The sequence below is a fragment of the Knoellia terrae genome (assembly GCF_048606435.1).
Lineage (GTDB): Bacteria > Actinomycetota > Actinomycetes > Actinomycetales > Dermatophilaceae > Knoellia > Knoellia terrae.
In genome coordinates this window covers 222957-237646 of sequence record NZ_JBMBWH010000003.1, presented here as the reverse complement: position 1 = coordinate 237646, position 14690 = coordinate 222957, and the positions used below count along the sequence as shown (strand labels likewise).

Sequence of the window (14690 nt, the reverse complement as noted above, 5' to 3'; positions counted from 1 at the left end):
CCCGGATCGCCGACACCCAGCGGCGTCAGGCGCCGAACTCGTCGCCTGCGGCCTCGGCCTGCCTGAGCCAGACCTGCTGGGACTCGAGGCGGGCGGTGAGGTCCTTGACCTTCCTCTCGTTGCCGGAGGCGGTGGCCTTGGCGAGGTCGGCCTCGATCGTCTCAATGGAGGAGCGAAGCTGGGTCACCATCGAGTTGGCACGAGCGGCGACCTCGGGGTTCGAGGACTTCCACTTCTTGTCCTCGACCTCGCGCACGGCGGTCTCGACGCGACGCATCACCTTCTCGGTGCGCTCGATGTCGGCACGCGGCACCTTGCCCGCGGCGTCCCACTTGTCCTGGATCACGCGGAGCTGGGACTTCGCCGACTCGAGGTCGGTCACGGGAAGGATCTTCTCGGCCTCCATCATGAGCGCCTCCTTGACCGCGAGGTTGGCCCGGAACTCCTCCTCCTCGGCGGCCGAGACCTCGTCCTTGGCGTTGAAGAACGCGTCCTGGGCGGCCTTGAAGCGCTCCCACAGGGCGTCGTCCTCGGTGCGCGAGGCCCGGCCGGCCTGGCGCCACTGGTCCATGAGGTTCTTGAAGGCGCGTGCGGTCGGGCCCCAGTCCTTGCTGGCAGAGAGGGCCTCGGCCTCGCGCACGAGTGACTCCTTGGCCGAGCGAGCCTCGGCGCGCGAGGAGTCGAGCTGCGCGAAGTAGGTGCGACGGCCCTTGTCGAAGTGGTTGCGCGCGTGGCTGAAGCGCTGCCACAGCGAGGTCTCGGTGGGCTTGTCGAGCTTGGCGCCGGAGCGCTGGTGGCTCTTCCACTGGTCGAGGAGGGCACGCATCCGCTCGCCGCTCTGCTTCCACTGGGTGTGCTCCGGGTCCTGCCCCGCGATGGCCTCGGCCTCGGCGACGATCGCCTCTCGCTGGGCAGCGGCCGCGGCGCGCGCCTGGGCTCGGGCGGCCTGCTCGGTCTCGCGCTTGGTGGCGAGACCGGACTCGATGGCGGCGACCGTGGCGTCGAGCGCCGCAAGGTCTCCGACGACCTTGGCCTCGGCGACGTGCTCCTTGAGCGTCGAGAGGCCGTCGGCGATCTCCTTGGCGGGCACGTCGGCGTTCGCCAGCCGCTGCTGGAGCAGGTCGGCGGAGGCGGCAATCTCGTCGTACTTGCGGGCGAAGTACTGCAGCGCGTCCTCCGGCGTGGCGCCGGGGTAGGAGCCGACCTCGCGCTCCTCCTCGCCGACCGTGACGAAGACGTGGCCCTCGTCGTCGACGCGACCGAAACGGGCGGAGTCGGAGTGCTCGTGCACCGGGGCCGCGACCGGCGGTGCCGGGCGAGCGGCCATCCGGGAGGCGAGCGCGGCGGGGGAGGGGACCGGCGGACGCGGGACGGCGGGCGACGGGGCCGCGGCCGCGGGTTCCTCGGCAGGTGCTGCCGGCGCCTCGTCTGCGGGCGCCTCGGCCTCGGCCGGAGCGGACACCTCGTCGGCGGGCGCGGCCGGGGCGGGCTCGTCGGAGGGGACCGTCGACTCCTCGACGACCTCGGCCGGCGTTGCCGCGGACTCCTCGGCGGGCACCTCCACGGACTCGGTCCCGCTGGTGCTGCTCGTCGTCTCGTCGCTCACGGCTGTGCCTTCTTCTCTGTCACGGCAACCCGAAGGATGCTGATGGGTGCCTTGGGGGCACCGATGGTCTCCGACTCGCCGCCGGGCTCGACACCCGCTGCGGCGACCTTGTCGACGATATCCAAACCCTGGGTGATCGTGCCGAAGATCGTGTACCCCGTCGCGTCGGGAAGCTTCGTGTCCCCGTTGACGAGGAAGAACTGGCCTCCGTTGCCCTTCGCCGGGTCCTGGGTGCGGGCCATGGCGACCGTGCCCCGGGGATAGGTCCCGTTCGCGGGCGCGTTCTCGACGCCGAACCCGTAGCCGGGGTTGCCCTGCCCGGTGCCCGTCGGGTCCCCGCACTGCAGCAGCTTGAAGCCCTCGCCGACACCGAGCCGCTGGCAGGGGGAGTTGAGCCAGTAGTCGGCCCGTGCGAGCTGGATGAACGAGGCGACCGCCTGCGGCGCCTTGGCACCGTCGAGCTCGAGGACGATGTCGCCGCAGTTCGTGGTGAGCGTGGCGGTCCAGGTCGTGGCCTTGGCCGTCGCCTTGTCGGGGAGCTCGAGCTTCGCGGCGGTGCCCAGCGGCTGCGGCGGCTGCTCGCACCCGGCCGCGGTCGTCTTCGAGGCGGTCGGCGTCTCGGCCTCGGGCTCCGGCTTCAGCGCCACCGCCAGGCCGGCGACGAGACCGGCGACGACGATCCCGGTCCCGAGGATCGCGACAAGTCGCTTGGTGCGCTCACGCCTCTCGGCACGCTGCGCCTGGATCCTCTGCTGCTTCTCCCACCGGCGGCGAGCGCGGTCGCGCTCCTGCTTCTTCGTCACGCGGGGCAGTCTAGGGAGCGGACGTGTGCTCCGCGCACCCGACTAGGGTTGGGCGCCGTGCTGACCATCGCCTTCCCCGCCGCGGCCTTCGCGACCAACTGCTACGTCATCGCTGCCGCCGAGGGGGAGGAGTGCCTCGTCGTGGACCCGGGCATCGGCGTCGAGGAGACGCTGCGCGAGGTCCTCACCGAGCACCGCCTCAAGCCGGCCGCGGTCCTGCTCACCCACGGGCACGTCGACCACGTCTACTCGGTGACGCCGGTCTGCGGGGGCGACACCGCGGCATACATCCACTCCGACGACCGCTACCGCCTCACCGACCCGCTCGGGTCGGCCAGCCCCGGGCTCGTCGAGATGCTCGAGCAGCAGTTCGGCCGGGTGGCGACGTGGCAGGAGCCCAGCACGGTCGTCGAGGTCCGTGACCGGGAGCGGCTCACCCTCGCCGGTCTGGAGGTCGACGTGCTGCACGCGCCGGGTCACACCGAGGGCTCGGTGATGTTCGGGCTCGACCGGCTGCCCGAGGGGGTCCGCGCACCCGAGGAGCTCGACCGCACGATGGTCACGGGCGACGTCCTCTTCGCCGGGTCGATCGGGCGCACCGACCTGCCCGGCGGTGACGGTGACGCGATGCAGCGGTCGCTGCGCGATGTCGTCCTTCCGCTTCCCGACTCCACCCTCGTCCTTCCCGGCCACGGCCCGGCGACGACGATGCGGCGTGAACGGGGCACCAACCCCTACCTGCAAGGATTGGGCGCGTGAAGGTCACCAAGCTGAGCGGGTTCCCCGAGTACCTCCCGGTCGAGAGGATCGTGGAGCAGCACTTCCTCGACGTCATCCGCGAGACCTTCGAGCTGCACGGGTTCACCTCGCTCGAGACGCGAGCCGTCGAGCCGGTGGAGCGGCTCCTAGGCAAGGGCGGCGACGCCGACAAGGAGATCTACGGGGTCACGCGCCTCGCCGAGGAGAGCGTCGAGAACCCGTCCCGCGACGTGGCCCTCGGTCTGCACTTCGACCTCACCGTGCCGTTCGCGCGCTTCGTCCTCGAGAACGCCGGCAGGCTGACCTTCCCCTACCGCCGCTACCAGATCCAGAAGGTGTGGCGCGGCGAGCGCCCCCAGGAGGGCCGCTACCGCGAGTTCACCCAGGCCGACATCGACGTCGTCGACGTCGGGAAGCTCAGCGCCCACTTCGAGGCCGAGATGCCGCTCGTCATCGCCGAGGTCTTCGCGAAGCTGCCGATCGGACGCATGACGATCCAGGTCAACAACCGCAAGATCCCCGAGGGCTTCTACCGGGGCATCGGGATCGGGGTCGAGGACCCCGCGGAGATCCAGGGGACCCTGCGCATCGTCGACAAGCTCGACAAGATCGGGCCGGCCAAGGTCGCGACGCTCCTGCAGGAGGCCGGGCGCACCGCGCAGCAGGCGGAGCAGTGCCTGGCGCTGGCGGCGATCCGCACCGAGGACCTGTCGTTCGTCGACGAGGTGCGCGCGCTCGGCGTCGAGCACCCCACCCTCGACGAGGGCCTCGACGCCTTGGCCGCCGTCATCCGCGCCGGGCTCGAGAACGCGCCCGGCGCCATGGTCGCCGACCTCAAGATCGCCCGCGGCCTCGACTACTACACCGGCACCGTCTACGAGACCCAGCTCGAGGGCCACGAGTCGTGGGGCTCGTTCTGCTCGGGCGGCCGCTACGACGCGCTCGCCAGCGACGGCAGGACGACCTACCCGGGCGTCGGCATCTCGATCGGCGTCTCGCGCCTGCTCGGCCTGCTCCTGTCGCAGGGCCTCGTCACCGCCTCGCGGGCCACTCCCGCCGCTGTGCTCGTCGCCGTAGTCGAGGAGGAGTCACGCCCGCACTCCGACGCGGTCGCCCGCGCGCTGCGCGCCCGCGGGATCCCGTGCGAGGTCGCGCCCACCGCGGCGAAGTTCGGCAAGCAGATCCGGTATGCCGACCGGCGCGGAATCCCCTTCGTCTGGTTCCCCGGGTCGGGCGACGTGGCCCACCAGGTCAAGGACATCCGCTCGGGTGAGCAGGTCGACGCGGACCCCGCCACGTGGTCGCCGCCCGCCGAGGACCTCAGGCCGACCGTGGGGGCGCCAGTCCCGAGTCCCTGAGCTCGAGCAGGGCCAACGCCCGGATCGTCTCGCGGTCACCACGGCGCCACGCCCCACTCGGGTCCGACGAGACCCTGGCCAGGGCGGCCATCGGCTGGTTGGCCATGGCGCGCAGCGCGAAGAGGTCCAGGTCGTCGTCGGCGTCGATGAAGCGCTGCGCCGCCGACGCCCGCCGCACGAAGCGGCCACGCGCGACAGCCCACCAGATGCCCACGACGAGGATGGGGACGAGGGCGGTGGTCCAGCCGAGCAGCACCGCGAGCCGTTCGACGGCGCCGACGAGGTCGGCGCCCGCCTGCTCGATGTCCGTGCCCGCCCCGGCAGCCGAACGGAAGGGCCCGGCGACCCGGTCCTCGAGGATCGGCAGGTCGTCCACGCCGTCACCTGCGCCGGTCATCGTCTCGCGGAAGCCGGAACCCGCGCTCTCGAGCCGGCGCCCGGGCTCGGCGAGCGCCATCGTCACGTCGTGGACGCGCCCGCCGACCCACGCCCACAGCGCGACCCACGCGAGCAGGGAGACGTCGGCGAGGATCTGGACGAGGCGGCGACCGGGGAGGTCTGCATAGAGCTTCACGGGTCCTAGACTCGCATCGCGGCACACCTCCCGCAGCCCACGACGAAGGAGTCACCGGTGCGCATCGGCATCCCCAGCGAAGTCAAGAACAACGAGTTCCGCGTCGGCATCACGCCCGTGGGCGTGCACGAGCTGGTGGGCCGCGGCCACGAGATCCTCATCCAGAAGGGCGCCGGCCTCGGCTCGTCGATCCCCGACGAGGAGTTCGTCTCGCAGGGCGCCCGGATCGTCGACAGCGCCGACGACGTGTGGGGCGATGCCGAGATGGTCATGAAGGTCAAGGAGCCCATCGCCGAGGAGTACCACCGGCTCCGCGAGGACCTCACCCTCTTCACCTACCTGCACCTCGCCGCCGACGAGCGCCTCACCAAGGAGCTCGTCGCCAAGCGGACGACCTCCATCGCCTACGAGACGGTGCAGCTCCCGTCGGGCTTGCTCCCGCTGCTCTACCCGATGTCCGAGGTCGCCGGGTGCCTCGCACCCCAGGTCGGCGCGCACTCGCTGATGAAGCCGCAGGGCGGCCGGGGCGTCCTCATGGGCGGCGTAGGCGGCGTCGCCAACGCCAAGGTCGTCATCATCGGCGCGGGCGTCTCCGGCCAGAACGCCGCCAACATCGCGCTCGGCATGGGCGCCGACGTCACGCTCCTCGACACCGACCTGGACAAGCTGCGGATGAGCTTCTGGCGCTACAACAACCGGGTGCACGGGCTTGCCTCGTCGACGCTGACGATCCGCCAGCAGGTCATGGAGGCCGACATGGTCATCGGGGCCGTGCTCGTCCCCGGCGCCAAGGCCCCGACGCTGGTGTCCAACGAGCTCGTGTCGCAGATGAAGCCGGGCTCGGTGCTCGTCGACATCGCCGTCGACCAGGGCGGATGCTTCGAGGACACGCACGCGACCACGCACGCCGACCCGACCTACGAGGTCCACGACTCGATCTTCTACTGCGTCGCGAACATGCCCGGCTCCGTGCCCAACACAAGCACGTGGGCCCTCACCAACGCCACCCTCCCGTATGCCGTCCGGCTGGCCGAGAAGGGCTGGCTGGACGCGTCCCGTGCGGACAGGTCGCTGGGGCTGGGCCTCAACACCCACGCCGGTGAGGTCGTCTACGCGCCCGTCGCGGAGGCGCACGGACTCGGCCACCGCGACCTGGCGGAGGTCCTCGCCTGAACGCGGTCGACCGCTCGGCGCGCGCGTGGCTGACCCACCTCGACGTCGAGCGGGGGGTGTCGGCCAACACGCTCACGGCGTACCGGCGAGACCTCGCCCGCTGGACGGCATACCTCGCTTCCGTCGGGGTCGACGACCCCGCACGGGTGACGGAGCAGCACGTGACCGAGTTCCTCATGCGCCTGCGTGAGGGGAGCGAGGAGCATCCGGCGCTGGCGGCCAGCTCCGCGGCGCGCACCCTCGTGGCGGTCCGTGGGCTGCACCGGTTCCTCGCGCTCGAGGGCGACGTCGACGCCGACCCGGCGGCCGCGGTCAGCCCACCGCCCTCGCCGTCACGGCTGCCCAAGGCGATCACCGTCGACGAGGTCGGCCGCCTGCTCGAGGCCGCGGCCGTGGGCGACACCCCGGCCTCGCTGCGCGACACCGCCCTGCTCGAGGTGCTCTACGGAACCGGCGCCCGCATCTCGGAGGCCGTGGGGCTCGACATCGACGACGTCGACGTGGACGCCGGGGTCGTCCGGCTCCGGGGCAAGGGCGGGAAGCAGCGGCTCGTCCCGCTGGGGTCGTACGCGCGAGACGCGCTCACGGCATACCTCGTGCGGGGGAGGGGCACGTTCTCGACCCGCGGGAAGGGGACGCCGGCGATCTTCCTCAACCAGAGGGGGTCCCGGCTGTCGCGCCAGAGCGCCTGGACGATCCTGCGTGCTGCCGCCGACCGTGCGGGGCTCGGCGGGCACCTGTCGCCGCACACCCTGCGGCACTCGTTCGCCACCCACCTGCTGGAGGGGGGCGCCGACGTGCGCGTCGTGCAGGAGCTCCTGGGGCACGCGTCGGTGACCACCACGCAGGTCTACACGCTCGTCACGGTGCAGCAGCTGCGCGAGGTCTGGGCGCAGAGCCACCCTCGGGCCCGCTGATAGGGTCCTCCTGATCAGCGGGATGCTGACCGCCTGCACGCCAGTTCCGGGAGAGAGATGGATTCGTCAGACATCGACGCCGTGGTGACCACCGTGGATGACCCCACGAGCACCGCGAGCCGACACGGACACCTGCCCGGGACGGAGAACGCCGGCAACGGGCAGCTCGGCCCCACCGGTCGTCCGCTCCCCGTCTTTCCCGAGCCGCCGCCGCTCGCGAGCCACGGCCCGGCGCGGGTCATCGCCATGTGCAACCAGAAGGGCGGCGTCGGCAAGACGACGACGACCATCAACCTGGGCGCGACCCTCGCGGAGTACGGCCGGCGGGTGCTCCTCGTCGACTTCGACCCGCAGGGCGCCCTCTCGGTGGGCCTGGGCATCCCGGCGCACCAGCTCGACGTCACCGTCTACAACCTGCTCACCGAGCGGGGTCACGACGTGCGCGACGTCATCCAGAAGACCAAGGTCGCGAACCTTGACGTCATCCCGGCCAACATCGACCTCTCCGCGGCCGAGGTGCAGCTCGTCGGCGAGGTCGCCCGGGAGCAGATCCTCGCCCGGGTGCTCCGCCCGGTCCTCGACGACTACGACGTCATCCTCATCGACTGCCAGCCCTCGCTGGGCCTGCTCACGGTCAACGCGCTCACGGCGGCGCACGGCGTGCTCATCCCGCTCGAGTGCGAGTTCTTCGCGATGCGCGGGGTCGCCCTGCTCGTCGAGACCATCGAGAAGATCACCGACCGGCTCAACCCGCGTCTGCAGGTCGACGGCATCCTCGCGACGATGTACGACAGCCGCACCCTCCACTCCAAGGAGGTCGTGGCCAGCGTCGTCGAGCACTTCGGCGAGCGCGTCTTCCACACCGTCATCAGCCGCACCGTGAAGTTCCCCGACGCCTCGCTCGCGGCCGAGCCGATCACGACCTACGACTCGACCCACAAGGGGGCCGGGGCGTACCGCCAGCTGGCCAGGGAGCTCATCGCCCGTGGCGGAGCAGCCTGACACCATGACCGAGGCCCCCGGCGGAGTTCTCACCCGACGGGCGGCGACGACGGCCTTCGAGGTGCACCTCGACGTCTTCTCCGGGCCGTTCGACCTCCTCCTCGGTCTCATCTCCAAGCACAAGCTCGACATCACCGAGATCGCCCTCGCCAAGGTCACCGACGAGTTCATCTCGCACATCAGGACCGAGCAGGCCAAGGGCGGCGACGTCTGGGACCTCTCGCAGGCGTCCGAGTTCCTCCTCGTCGCGGCGACGCTGCTCGACATCAAGGCGGCGCGGCTGCTGCCGCAGGTCGGGCCCGAGGACGAGGACGACCTCGCGCTCATCGAGGCGCGCGACCTCCTCTTCGCCCGGCTGCTCCAGTACCGCGCGTTCAAGGACATCGCCGCCACCTTCGGCGAGCGGATGACGGCCGCGGGTCGGATGACCGCACGCCAGGCGGGGCTCGAGCCGCAGTTCGCGGCGCTGCTGCCGGAGCTCGTCATGACGATCACGCCCGAGCAGCTGGCGATGATCGCCGCCGGTGCCCTGGCGCCGAGGGTTCCGGACACGGTCGGGCTCGGCCACCTCCACGCCCCCACGGTGAGCGTGCGCGAGCAGGCCACCATCCTCGGCGAGCGCCTCCGCCGCGAGGGTGTGTCGTCCTTCCGCACCCTCGTGCGCGACGCCGACAACACCCTCGTCATCGTCGCCCGCTTCCTCGCCCTGCTCGAGCTCTTCCGCGAGTCCTCGATCACCTTCGAGCAGGCCGAGGCCCTGGGGGAGCTCACCGTCCGTTGGACGGGCACCATGGAGGGGGACATCGAGGTCGACGACGAGTTCGACGACGAGGCCCCACCGTCCACCGATCAGCGAGAGGCTGACCATGACTGACCCGTCCGTGACGACCACGGAGCTCCCCGACGAGGGAGTCGTCGAGGAGGTCCCCCAGGACCAGCTGGCCTTCGACGTCGACCAGTTCCCGGGTGGCCGCACGAGCGCCATCGAGGCGGTGCTCATGGTCGTCGACGAGCCGGTCACCGAGCTCGCGCTCGCCTCGGCGCTCGAGATCCCGGTGCCCGACGTCGAGGCCGCCCTCGCCGAGCTCCAGGAGGGGTACGCCGCCCAGCAGCGGGGCTTCACCCTCCGGCAGGTGGGCGGTGGCTGGCGCATCTACAGCCGGCCCGACTTCGCACCCGTCGTCGGCAAGTTCATCCTCGACGGACAGCAGGCCCGTCTCACCCAGGCCTCGCTCGAGACCCTCGCGGTCATCGCCTACCGCCAGCCCGTGTCACGCTCCCGGGTGGCGGCGGTGCGCGGCGTCAACGTCGACGGCGTCATCCGCACCCTCCTCTCCCGTGGGCTCATCGAGGAGCGGGGCTCCGACGAGGAGTCGACCGCCACCCTCTACGGCACCACCCCCTACTTCCTCGAGCGGCTCGGCCTGCAGTCGCTCGACGACCTGCCCGCCCTTGCTCCCTACCTTCCGGAGGTCGACGTGCTCGACGAGATCGCAGAAAGTGGTCGGTCATGACACCGCCCCCCAGCCGACGCGGCGGACCCGCGAAGAAGCCGTCCGGTGGACGAGGCCGAGGCGGCGCTCCCGGTGGCCGGGGTGACGGACCCGCCCGTCGCCCCAGCGGTGTCGGCACGACCAAGGCGAGCCAGCCGACCCAGCTGCCCACGCGGCGGCCGGCCGAGACCGTCGACGTGCACGACCCGGACGGCGTGCGGCTCCAGAAGCTGCTGGCCGCAGCCGGTGTTGGCTCGCGCCGGGTCTGCGAGCAGATGATCGCCGACGGCCGCGTCGAGGTCGACGGTCACGTCGTCACCGAGCTCGGGGTCCGGATCAACGCCGACCAGGTGGTCCACGTCGACGGCGTCCGGGTCACCCTGGACGAGTCCCGGGTCTACCTCGCCTTCAACAAGCCGCTCAACGTCGTGACGTCGATGAACGACGACCTCGGCCGCATCGACATCGGTGACTACTTCGGGGACCGCAAGGAGCGGCTCTTCCACGTGGGCCGCCTCGACGCGGACACCGAGGGGCTGCTGCTCCTCACCAACGACGGCGACCTGGCCCACCGGCTCCAGCACCCCAGGTACGGCGTGCTCAAGACCTACCTCGCCCAGATTCGCGGCCCCGTCCCTCGTGACCTCGGCAAGCGGCTGCGCGAGGGCATCGAGCTCGACGACGGCCCGGTCGCGGTCGACTCGTTCCGGGTCGTCGACCACCAGCCGGGCAAGGCGATCGTCGAGGTCATCCTCCACGAGGGTCGCAAGCACATCGTCCGCCGGATGCTGGCCGAGGTCGGCTTCCCCGTCCTCTCGCTGGTCCGCACCCAGGTCGGCCCGATCCGGCTCGGTGACACCAAGCCCGGCAAGTTCCGCAGGCTCACCAAGGGCGAGGTCGGCGAGCTCTACTCCGCGGCGGGGATGTGACGCAGGGCTCGGTCCCCGCGCGCGTCCACGTCGTCGGCACCGGTCTCATCGGGACCAGCCTCGGCCTGGCGCTGGTGCGTGCAGGCACCGACGTGACGCTCGAGGACATCTCCTCGACCAACGCGGCGCTGGCCCGCGACCTCGGTGCCGGGTCGGTGGCGTATGCCGGTGACGCACCGTCCGCTGCTGCTCCCGAGCTCGTCGTGGTCGCCACACCTCCCGACGTCACCGCCGCCACGGTCGCGGCAGCGCTGGAGCGGTGGCCCGAGGCGTCGGTCACCGACGTGGCCTCCGTCAAGGGGGCGGTCATCAACGGTCTGCGTGCCCGCGGCGCCGACCTCAGCCGCTACTGCGGCTCCCACCCGATGGCCGGGCGGGAGCGCAGCGGTGCGGTGGCCGGGCGCCACGACCTGTTCCACGGTCGGGCCTGGGTGCTCAGCCCGACCGCCGAGACGTCCGCGGCGGCGGTGGCCCTCGTGCGAGCCGTCGCGACCTGCGTCGGCGCGGCCGTCCTGACGCTGGACCCGGCCGAGCACGACGCGGCCGTCGCCTCCGTCTCGCACGTCCCCCAGCTCGTCGCCAGCCTCGTCGCGGCCCGGCTCGAGCACCTCGACGACTCCTCGGTGGCGCTGGCCGGCCAGGGCCTGCGCGACGTCACCCGCATCGCGGCGAGCGACCCCCACCTGTGGACGCAGATTCTGTCCGGCAACGCGTCGGCTGTGCGGGACGTGCTCGCGCTGCTGGCCACCGACCTCGACGACGTCATCGGCGCGCTCGACGCCCTCGACGCGGACTTCGACGCCCCCGGAGCCCGCGGAACGCTGGCCCGGGCGATCGCCGCCGGCAACGCCGGCCACGCACGGATCCCCGGCAAGCACGGAGCCGCGCCCACGGCATACACGACGGTCCGGGTCCTCATCCCGGACGAGCCGGGACAGCTCGGCAGGCTCTTCGCCGACGTGGGCGCGACCGGGACCAACATCGAGGAGTTCCACCTCGACCACGGGCTCGGGCAGGCCTTCGGCCTCGCGGAGATCGACGTCGTCCCGGGTTCGGCGGCGGCGCTGGCCGAGGGTCTCGAGCAACGTGGGTGGCGGCTGCACGGCTGAGGCCCGGCCCTAGGCTGACCGCCATGACCCGCGAGACGCCACCGCTCACCATTGCCATCGACGGACCCTCGGGCTCGGGGAAGTCGAGCGTCTCCAAGGCCGTGGCCGGACGGCTGGGCATCGGCTACCTCGACACCGGTGCAATGTACCGGGCGCTCACGTGGTGGTGCGTCGAGCAGGGCATCGACCTCGCCGACCACCCCGCCGTGGCCCTCGCCGCCACGGAGCTGCCCTTGGTGCTGTCGACCGACCCGGACGACCAGCGCGTCCTCGTCGGCGGCACCGACGTCACGGCGGACATCCGCACCACCGCCATCAGCGCCGAGGTCTCCAAGGTCGCCACCAACACCGACGTGCGCCCGATCCTCCAGCAGGCGCAGCGCGACCGCATGGCCGCCATCACGGCCGAGACCGGCGGAGTCGTCGCCGAGGGCCGCGACATCACGACCGTCGTGGCTCCCGACGCGCTGGTGCGGCTGCTCCTCACGGCGAGCGAGGACGCACGGCTGCGGCGGCGGTCCGCCGAGGTGCACGGCACCGCGGACGAGCGGGCCATCGCGGCGACGCGTGACCAGGTGCTGCGACGCGACCGTGACGACTCCGCCGTCTCCCAGTTCACCGTCGCGGCCGACGGGGTCGTCACCGTCGACACCTCCGACCTCGACTTCGACGAGAGCGTCGAGGCGGTCCTCGCGGTCGTCGCCTCGGTCGCCGGGCACGCCTCCACCGACGTGCCGTGACCCCGGAGCCGCCCGCCGCGTGGCGGGCGAGCGCTGGTCGAGTCGTCAGCCGCACGCTCGTGCGGTCGCTGTATGCCGCGCAGGCGCACGGTGTCGAGCACGTCCCGACCTCGGGCCCGGTGATCCTCGCCGCGAACCACACCGGCTACCTGGACGGCGCCGTCGTGCACGGGCTGTCGCCGCGGCCGGCGCACTTCCTCGTGCTCGCGTCGACGTTCGACCGGGCGATCGGTCCGGTGCTCCGCCACAGCGGGCAGGTCCCGCTCGAGCAGGGCACCGGCTCCCGGGAGGGGCTCACGGCGGCGCTCGGGATCCTCGGGCGTGGGGGAGTGGTGGGCATCTTCCCCGAGGGTGGTCGCGGCCTGGGCGACCTCGCCCGCGCCGAGAAGGGGGTGGCGTGGCTCGCCGTCCGGGCCGGTGCCCCGGTGGTGCCGGTCGCCTGCCTCGGGACCCGGGCGACCGGTGCCCTGGCCGACTCGTGGCCGAGGCTCCGCAGCCGGCTCGTCGCCGACTTCGGGACGCCGGTCGTGCTGGCGGGGGCGCGGGTTCCACGCTCTGCGTGGGCCGGCACACCGGGTCGTGCCCGAGTGGAGCGGGCCGCCGAAGAGCTGCGCGTCGCCCTGGCGCGGCACGTCGCCGGGGCGAGCGCCCGGCACGGCATCCCCCTGCCGACGGACGTGCCGCCCGACCTCCGGGACTGAGCACCACGTCGGCTGGGGGAGAATGGGGCGCATGAACACCCCCGAGACCGACGAGACCGTGACCGACGACGGGTCGCTGGACGAGTCCGTCACGCACGCCCTGCGCGCCGGCCTGGAAGACTTCGAGCTCAGCGACGAGGACCTCGCGCTCGTCGACCGGGGTGACAACTCGCCCGACGACGACGAGCCGCAGGGCGCCGTGCCGGTCGTCGCGGTCGTGGGACGGCCCAACGTCGGCAAGTCCACGCTCGTCAACCGCATCATCGGCCGCCGCGAGGCCGTCGTCGAGGACGTGCCCGGGGTGACGCGTGACCGCGTCGCCTACGACGCCGAGTGGACCGGCACCCGCTTCACGCTCGTCGACACCGGTGGCTGGGCCATCGACGCCAAGGGCATCCACCTCCGCGTCGCCGAGCAGGCCGAGATCGCCGTCGAGCTCGCGGACGCCGTCCTCTTCGTCGTCGACGCCGTCGTGGGTGCGACCGACGACGACGCGGCGGTGGTCAAGCTGCTGCGTCGCTCCGGCAAGCCGGTCATCCTCGTCGCCAACAAGGTTGACGACCAGCGCACCGAGGCCGACGCCGCGGCGCTGTGGAACCTCGGGCTGGGGCAGCCGTGGCCGGTCTCGGCGCTGCACGGACGTGGCAGCGGCGACGTGCTCGACGCGGTCGTCGACGTGCTCCCCGACGTGTCCGCGGTGGGTGCCTACCAGCGGGGTGGGCCGCGCCGCGTCGCCCTGCTGGGGCGGCCGAACGTCGGCAAGTCCTCGATGCTCAACAAGCTCGCCGGGACCGACCGGGTCGTCGTCGACGACGTCGCGGGCACGACCCGTGACCCGGTCGACGAGTTCATCGAGCTGGGCGGCACGACGTGGCGGTTCGTCGACACCGCCGGCATCCGCCGCCGGGTCCACCAGACCCGGGGTGCCGACTTCTACGCGTCGCTGCGCACCCAGACCGCGCTGGAGAAGGCCGAGGTGGCCGTCGTCCTCGTCGACGCCTCCACCCCGATCACCGAGCAGGACATCCGCGTCGTCCAGCAGGTCGTCGACTCCGGGCGCGCGCTCGTCATCGCCTACAACAAGTGGGACCTCACCGACGAGGAGCGCCGCCACTTCCTCGAGCGCGAGATCGAGCGCGAGCTCGTCCAGATCCCGTGGGCACCGCGCGTCAACGTCTCGGCGTCGACCGGGCGCCACATGGACCGGCTCGTACCGGCCCTCAACACCGCCCTCGAGTCGTGGGACACGCGCATCCCCACCGGGCGGCTCAACGCCTTCCTCGGCGAGATCGTCGCCGGGCACCCCCACCCGGTGCGCGGTGGCAAGCAGCCGCGCATCCTCTTTGCCACCCAGGCCTCGACCCGGCCCCCGCGCTTCGTGCTCTTCGCGTCCGGCTTCATCGAGGCGGGGTACCGTCGGTTCGTCGAGCGCCGCATCCGTGAGGAGTTCGGCTTCGAGGGCACCCCGATCGAGGTGTCGGTGAGGGTGCGCGAGAAGCGCTCCCGCCGCTGACCCCTCGCCCCAC

At 72.2% G+C, this 14690-nt stretch carries 15 protein-coding genes; 12 read left to right on the top strand and 3 right to left on the bottom strand.

The window, feature by feature from the left end; genetic code table 11:
* Window positions 1–25: 25 nt before the first annotated feature.
* The gene (locus ACOJV9_RS06340; RefSeq protein WP_420184346.1) at window positions 26–1606 is read right to left on the bottom strand and encodes a DUF349 domain-containing protein; all 1581 of its coding nucleotides are present in this window, start codon (window positions 1604–1606) and stop codon (window positions 26–28) included.
* A complete protein-coding gene (locus tag ACOJV9_RS06335; RefSeq protein ID WP_420184345.1) occupies window positions 1603–2409 on the bottom strand; it encodes a peptidylprolyl isomerase in 807 nt (268 codons plus the stop codon). Before ACOJV9_RS06335 ends, ACOJV9_RS06340 begins: the two co-directional genes overlap by 4 nt.
* 57 nt (window positions 2410–2466) lie before the next feature.
* Between ACOJV9_RS06335 and ACOJV9_RS06330 the strand changes: the two genes are divergently transcribed.
* Together ACOJV9_RS06330 and hisS are read left to right on the top strand one after the other, a co-directional pair.
* Window positions 2467–3168: an MBL fold metallo-hydrolase gene (locus ACOJV9_RS06330; RefSeq protein WP_420184344.1), complete on the top strand. Its 702-nt coding sequence runs from the start codon at window positions 2467–2469 to the stop codon at window positions 3166–3168.
* On the top strand, window positions 3165–4526 hold the full coding sequence (hisS, locus tag ACOJV9_RS06325) for a histidine--tRNA ligase (RefSeq protein WP_420184343.1): 1362 nt from the start codon (window positions 3165–3167) through the stop codon (window positions 4524–4526). Before ACOJV9_RS06330 ends, hisS begins: the two co-directional genes overlap by 4 nt.
* On the opposite strand, the gene ACOJV9_RS06320 is transcribed toward hisS, so the two are convergent.
* Window positions 4489–5100, bottom strand: coding sequence for a hypothetical protein (locus tag ACOJV9_RS06320; protein WP_420184342.1), 612 nt, complete (start codon window positions 5098–5100; stop codon window positions 4489–4491). The genes hisS and ACOJV9_RS06320 overlap by 38 nt on opposite strands.
* A gap of 57 nt (window positions 5101–5157) precedes the next feature.
* Here ACOJV9_RS06320 and ald point away from each other — a divergent pair, with 57 nt between their 5' ends.
* From ald to der, 10 genes are read left to right on the top strand one after another with little or no spacing between them, the layout of a single operon-like run.
* Window positions 5158–6273: an alanine dehydrogenase gene (ald, locus tag ACOJV9_RS06315; RefSeq protein WP_420184341.1), complete on the top strand. Its 1116-nt coding sequence runs from the start codon at window positions 5158–5160 to the stop codon at window positions 6271–6273.
* Window positions 6270–7190, top strand: coding sequence for a site-specific tyrosine recombinase XerD (gene xerD, locus ACOJV9_RS06310; RefSeq protein WP_420184470.1), 921 nt, complete (start codon window positions 6270–6272; stop codon window positions 7188–7190). The genes ald and xerD overlap by 4 nt, the downstream gene beginning before the upstream one ends.
* A gap of 57 nt (window positions 7191–7247) precedes the next feature.
* The gene (locus ACOJV9_RS06305) at window positions 7248–8192 is read left to right on the top strand and encodes a ParA family protein (RefSeq protein WP_420184340.1); all 945 of its coding nucleotides are present in this window, start codon (window positions 7248–7250) and stop codon (window positions 8190–8192) included.
* A 4-nt stretch (window positions 8193–8196) separates the two neighbouring features.
* Window positions 8197–9066 (top strand): segregation and condensation protein A, encoded by an 870-nt coding sequence (locus tag ACOJV9_RS06300; protein WP_420184339.1) that lies wholly within the window; start codon window positions 8197–8199, stop codon window positions 9064–9066.
* On the top strand, window positions 9059–9706 hold the full coding sequence (scpB, locus tag ACOJV9_RS06295) for an SMC-Scp complex subunit ScpB (RefSeq protein WP_420184338.1): 648 nt from the start codon (window positions 9059–9061) through the stop codon (window positions 9704–9706). The genes ACOJV9_RS06300 and scpB overlap by 8 nt, the downstream gene beginning before the upstream one ends.
* The gene (locus tag ACOJV9_RS06290; RefSeq protein ID WP_420184337.1) at window positions 9703–10614 is read left to right on the top strand and encodes a pseudouridine synthase; all 912 of its coding nucleotides are present in this window, start codon (window positions 9703–9705) and stop codon (window positions 10612–10614) included. Before scpB ends, ACOJV9_RS06290 begins: the two co-directional genes overlap by 4 nt.
* Complete coding sequence (locus tag ACOJV9_RS06285) at window positions 10611–11723, top strand: prephenate dehydrogenase (protein ID WP_420184336.1); 1113 nt, start codon at window positions 10611–10613, stop codon at window positions 11721–11723. The genes ACOJV9_RS06290 and ACOJV9_RS06285 overlap by 4 nt, the downstream gene beginning before the upstream one ends.
* A 23-nt stretch (window positions 11724–11746) precedes the next feature.
* On the top strand, window positions 11747–12463 hold the full coding sequence (gene cmk, locus ACOJV9_RS06280) for a (d)CMP kinase (protein ID WP_420184335.1): 717 nt from the start codon (window positions 11747–11749) through the stop codon (window positions 12461–12463).
* Entirely contained in the window at window positions 12460–13164 is a 705-nt protein-coding gene (locus ACOJV9_RS06275; protein WP_420184334.1) for a lysophospholipid acyltransferase family protein, read from the top strand. Before cmk ends, ACOJV9_RS06275 begins: the two co-directional genes overlap by 4 nt.
* 31 nt (window positions 13165–13195) lie before the next feature.
* Window positions 13196–14677: a ribosome biogenesis GTPase Der gene (der, locus tag ACOJV9_RS06270; protein WP_474544374.1), complete on the top strand. Its 1482-nt coding sequence runs from the start codon at window positions 13196–13198 to the stop codon at window positions 14675–14677.
* Window positions 14678–14690 lie beyond the last annotated feature (13 nt).

Bases quoted from the DNA above. Each gene is read 5' to 3' on its own strand.
- ACOJV9_RS06305 (WP_420184340.1), top strand. From the start codon at position 7,248: ATGGATTCGTCAGACATCGACGCCGTGGTGACCACCGTGGATGACCCC.
- ACOJV9_RS06300 (WP_420184339.1), top strand. From the start codon at position 8,197: ATGACCGAGGCCCCCGGCGGAGTTCTCACCCGACGGGCGGCGACGACG.
- scpB (WP_420184338.1), top strand. From the start codon at position 9,059: ATGACTGACCCGTCCGTGACGACCACGGAGCTCCCCGACGAGGGAGTC.
- ACOJV9_RS06290 (WP_420184337.1), top strand. From the start codon at position 9,703: ATGACACCGCCCCCCAGCCGACGCGGCGGACCCGCGAAGAAGCCGTCC.
- cmk (WP_420184335.1), top strand. From the start codon at position 11,747: ATGACCCGCGAGACGCCACCGCTCACCATTGCCATCGACGGACCCTCG.
- der (WP_474544374.1), top strand. From the start codon at position 13,196: ATGAACACCCCCGAGACCGACGAGACCGTGACCGACGACGGGTCGCTG.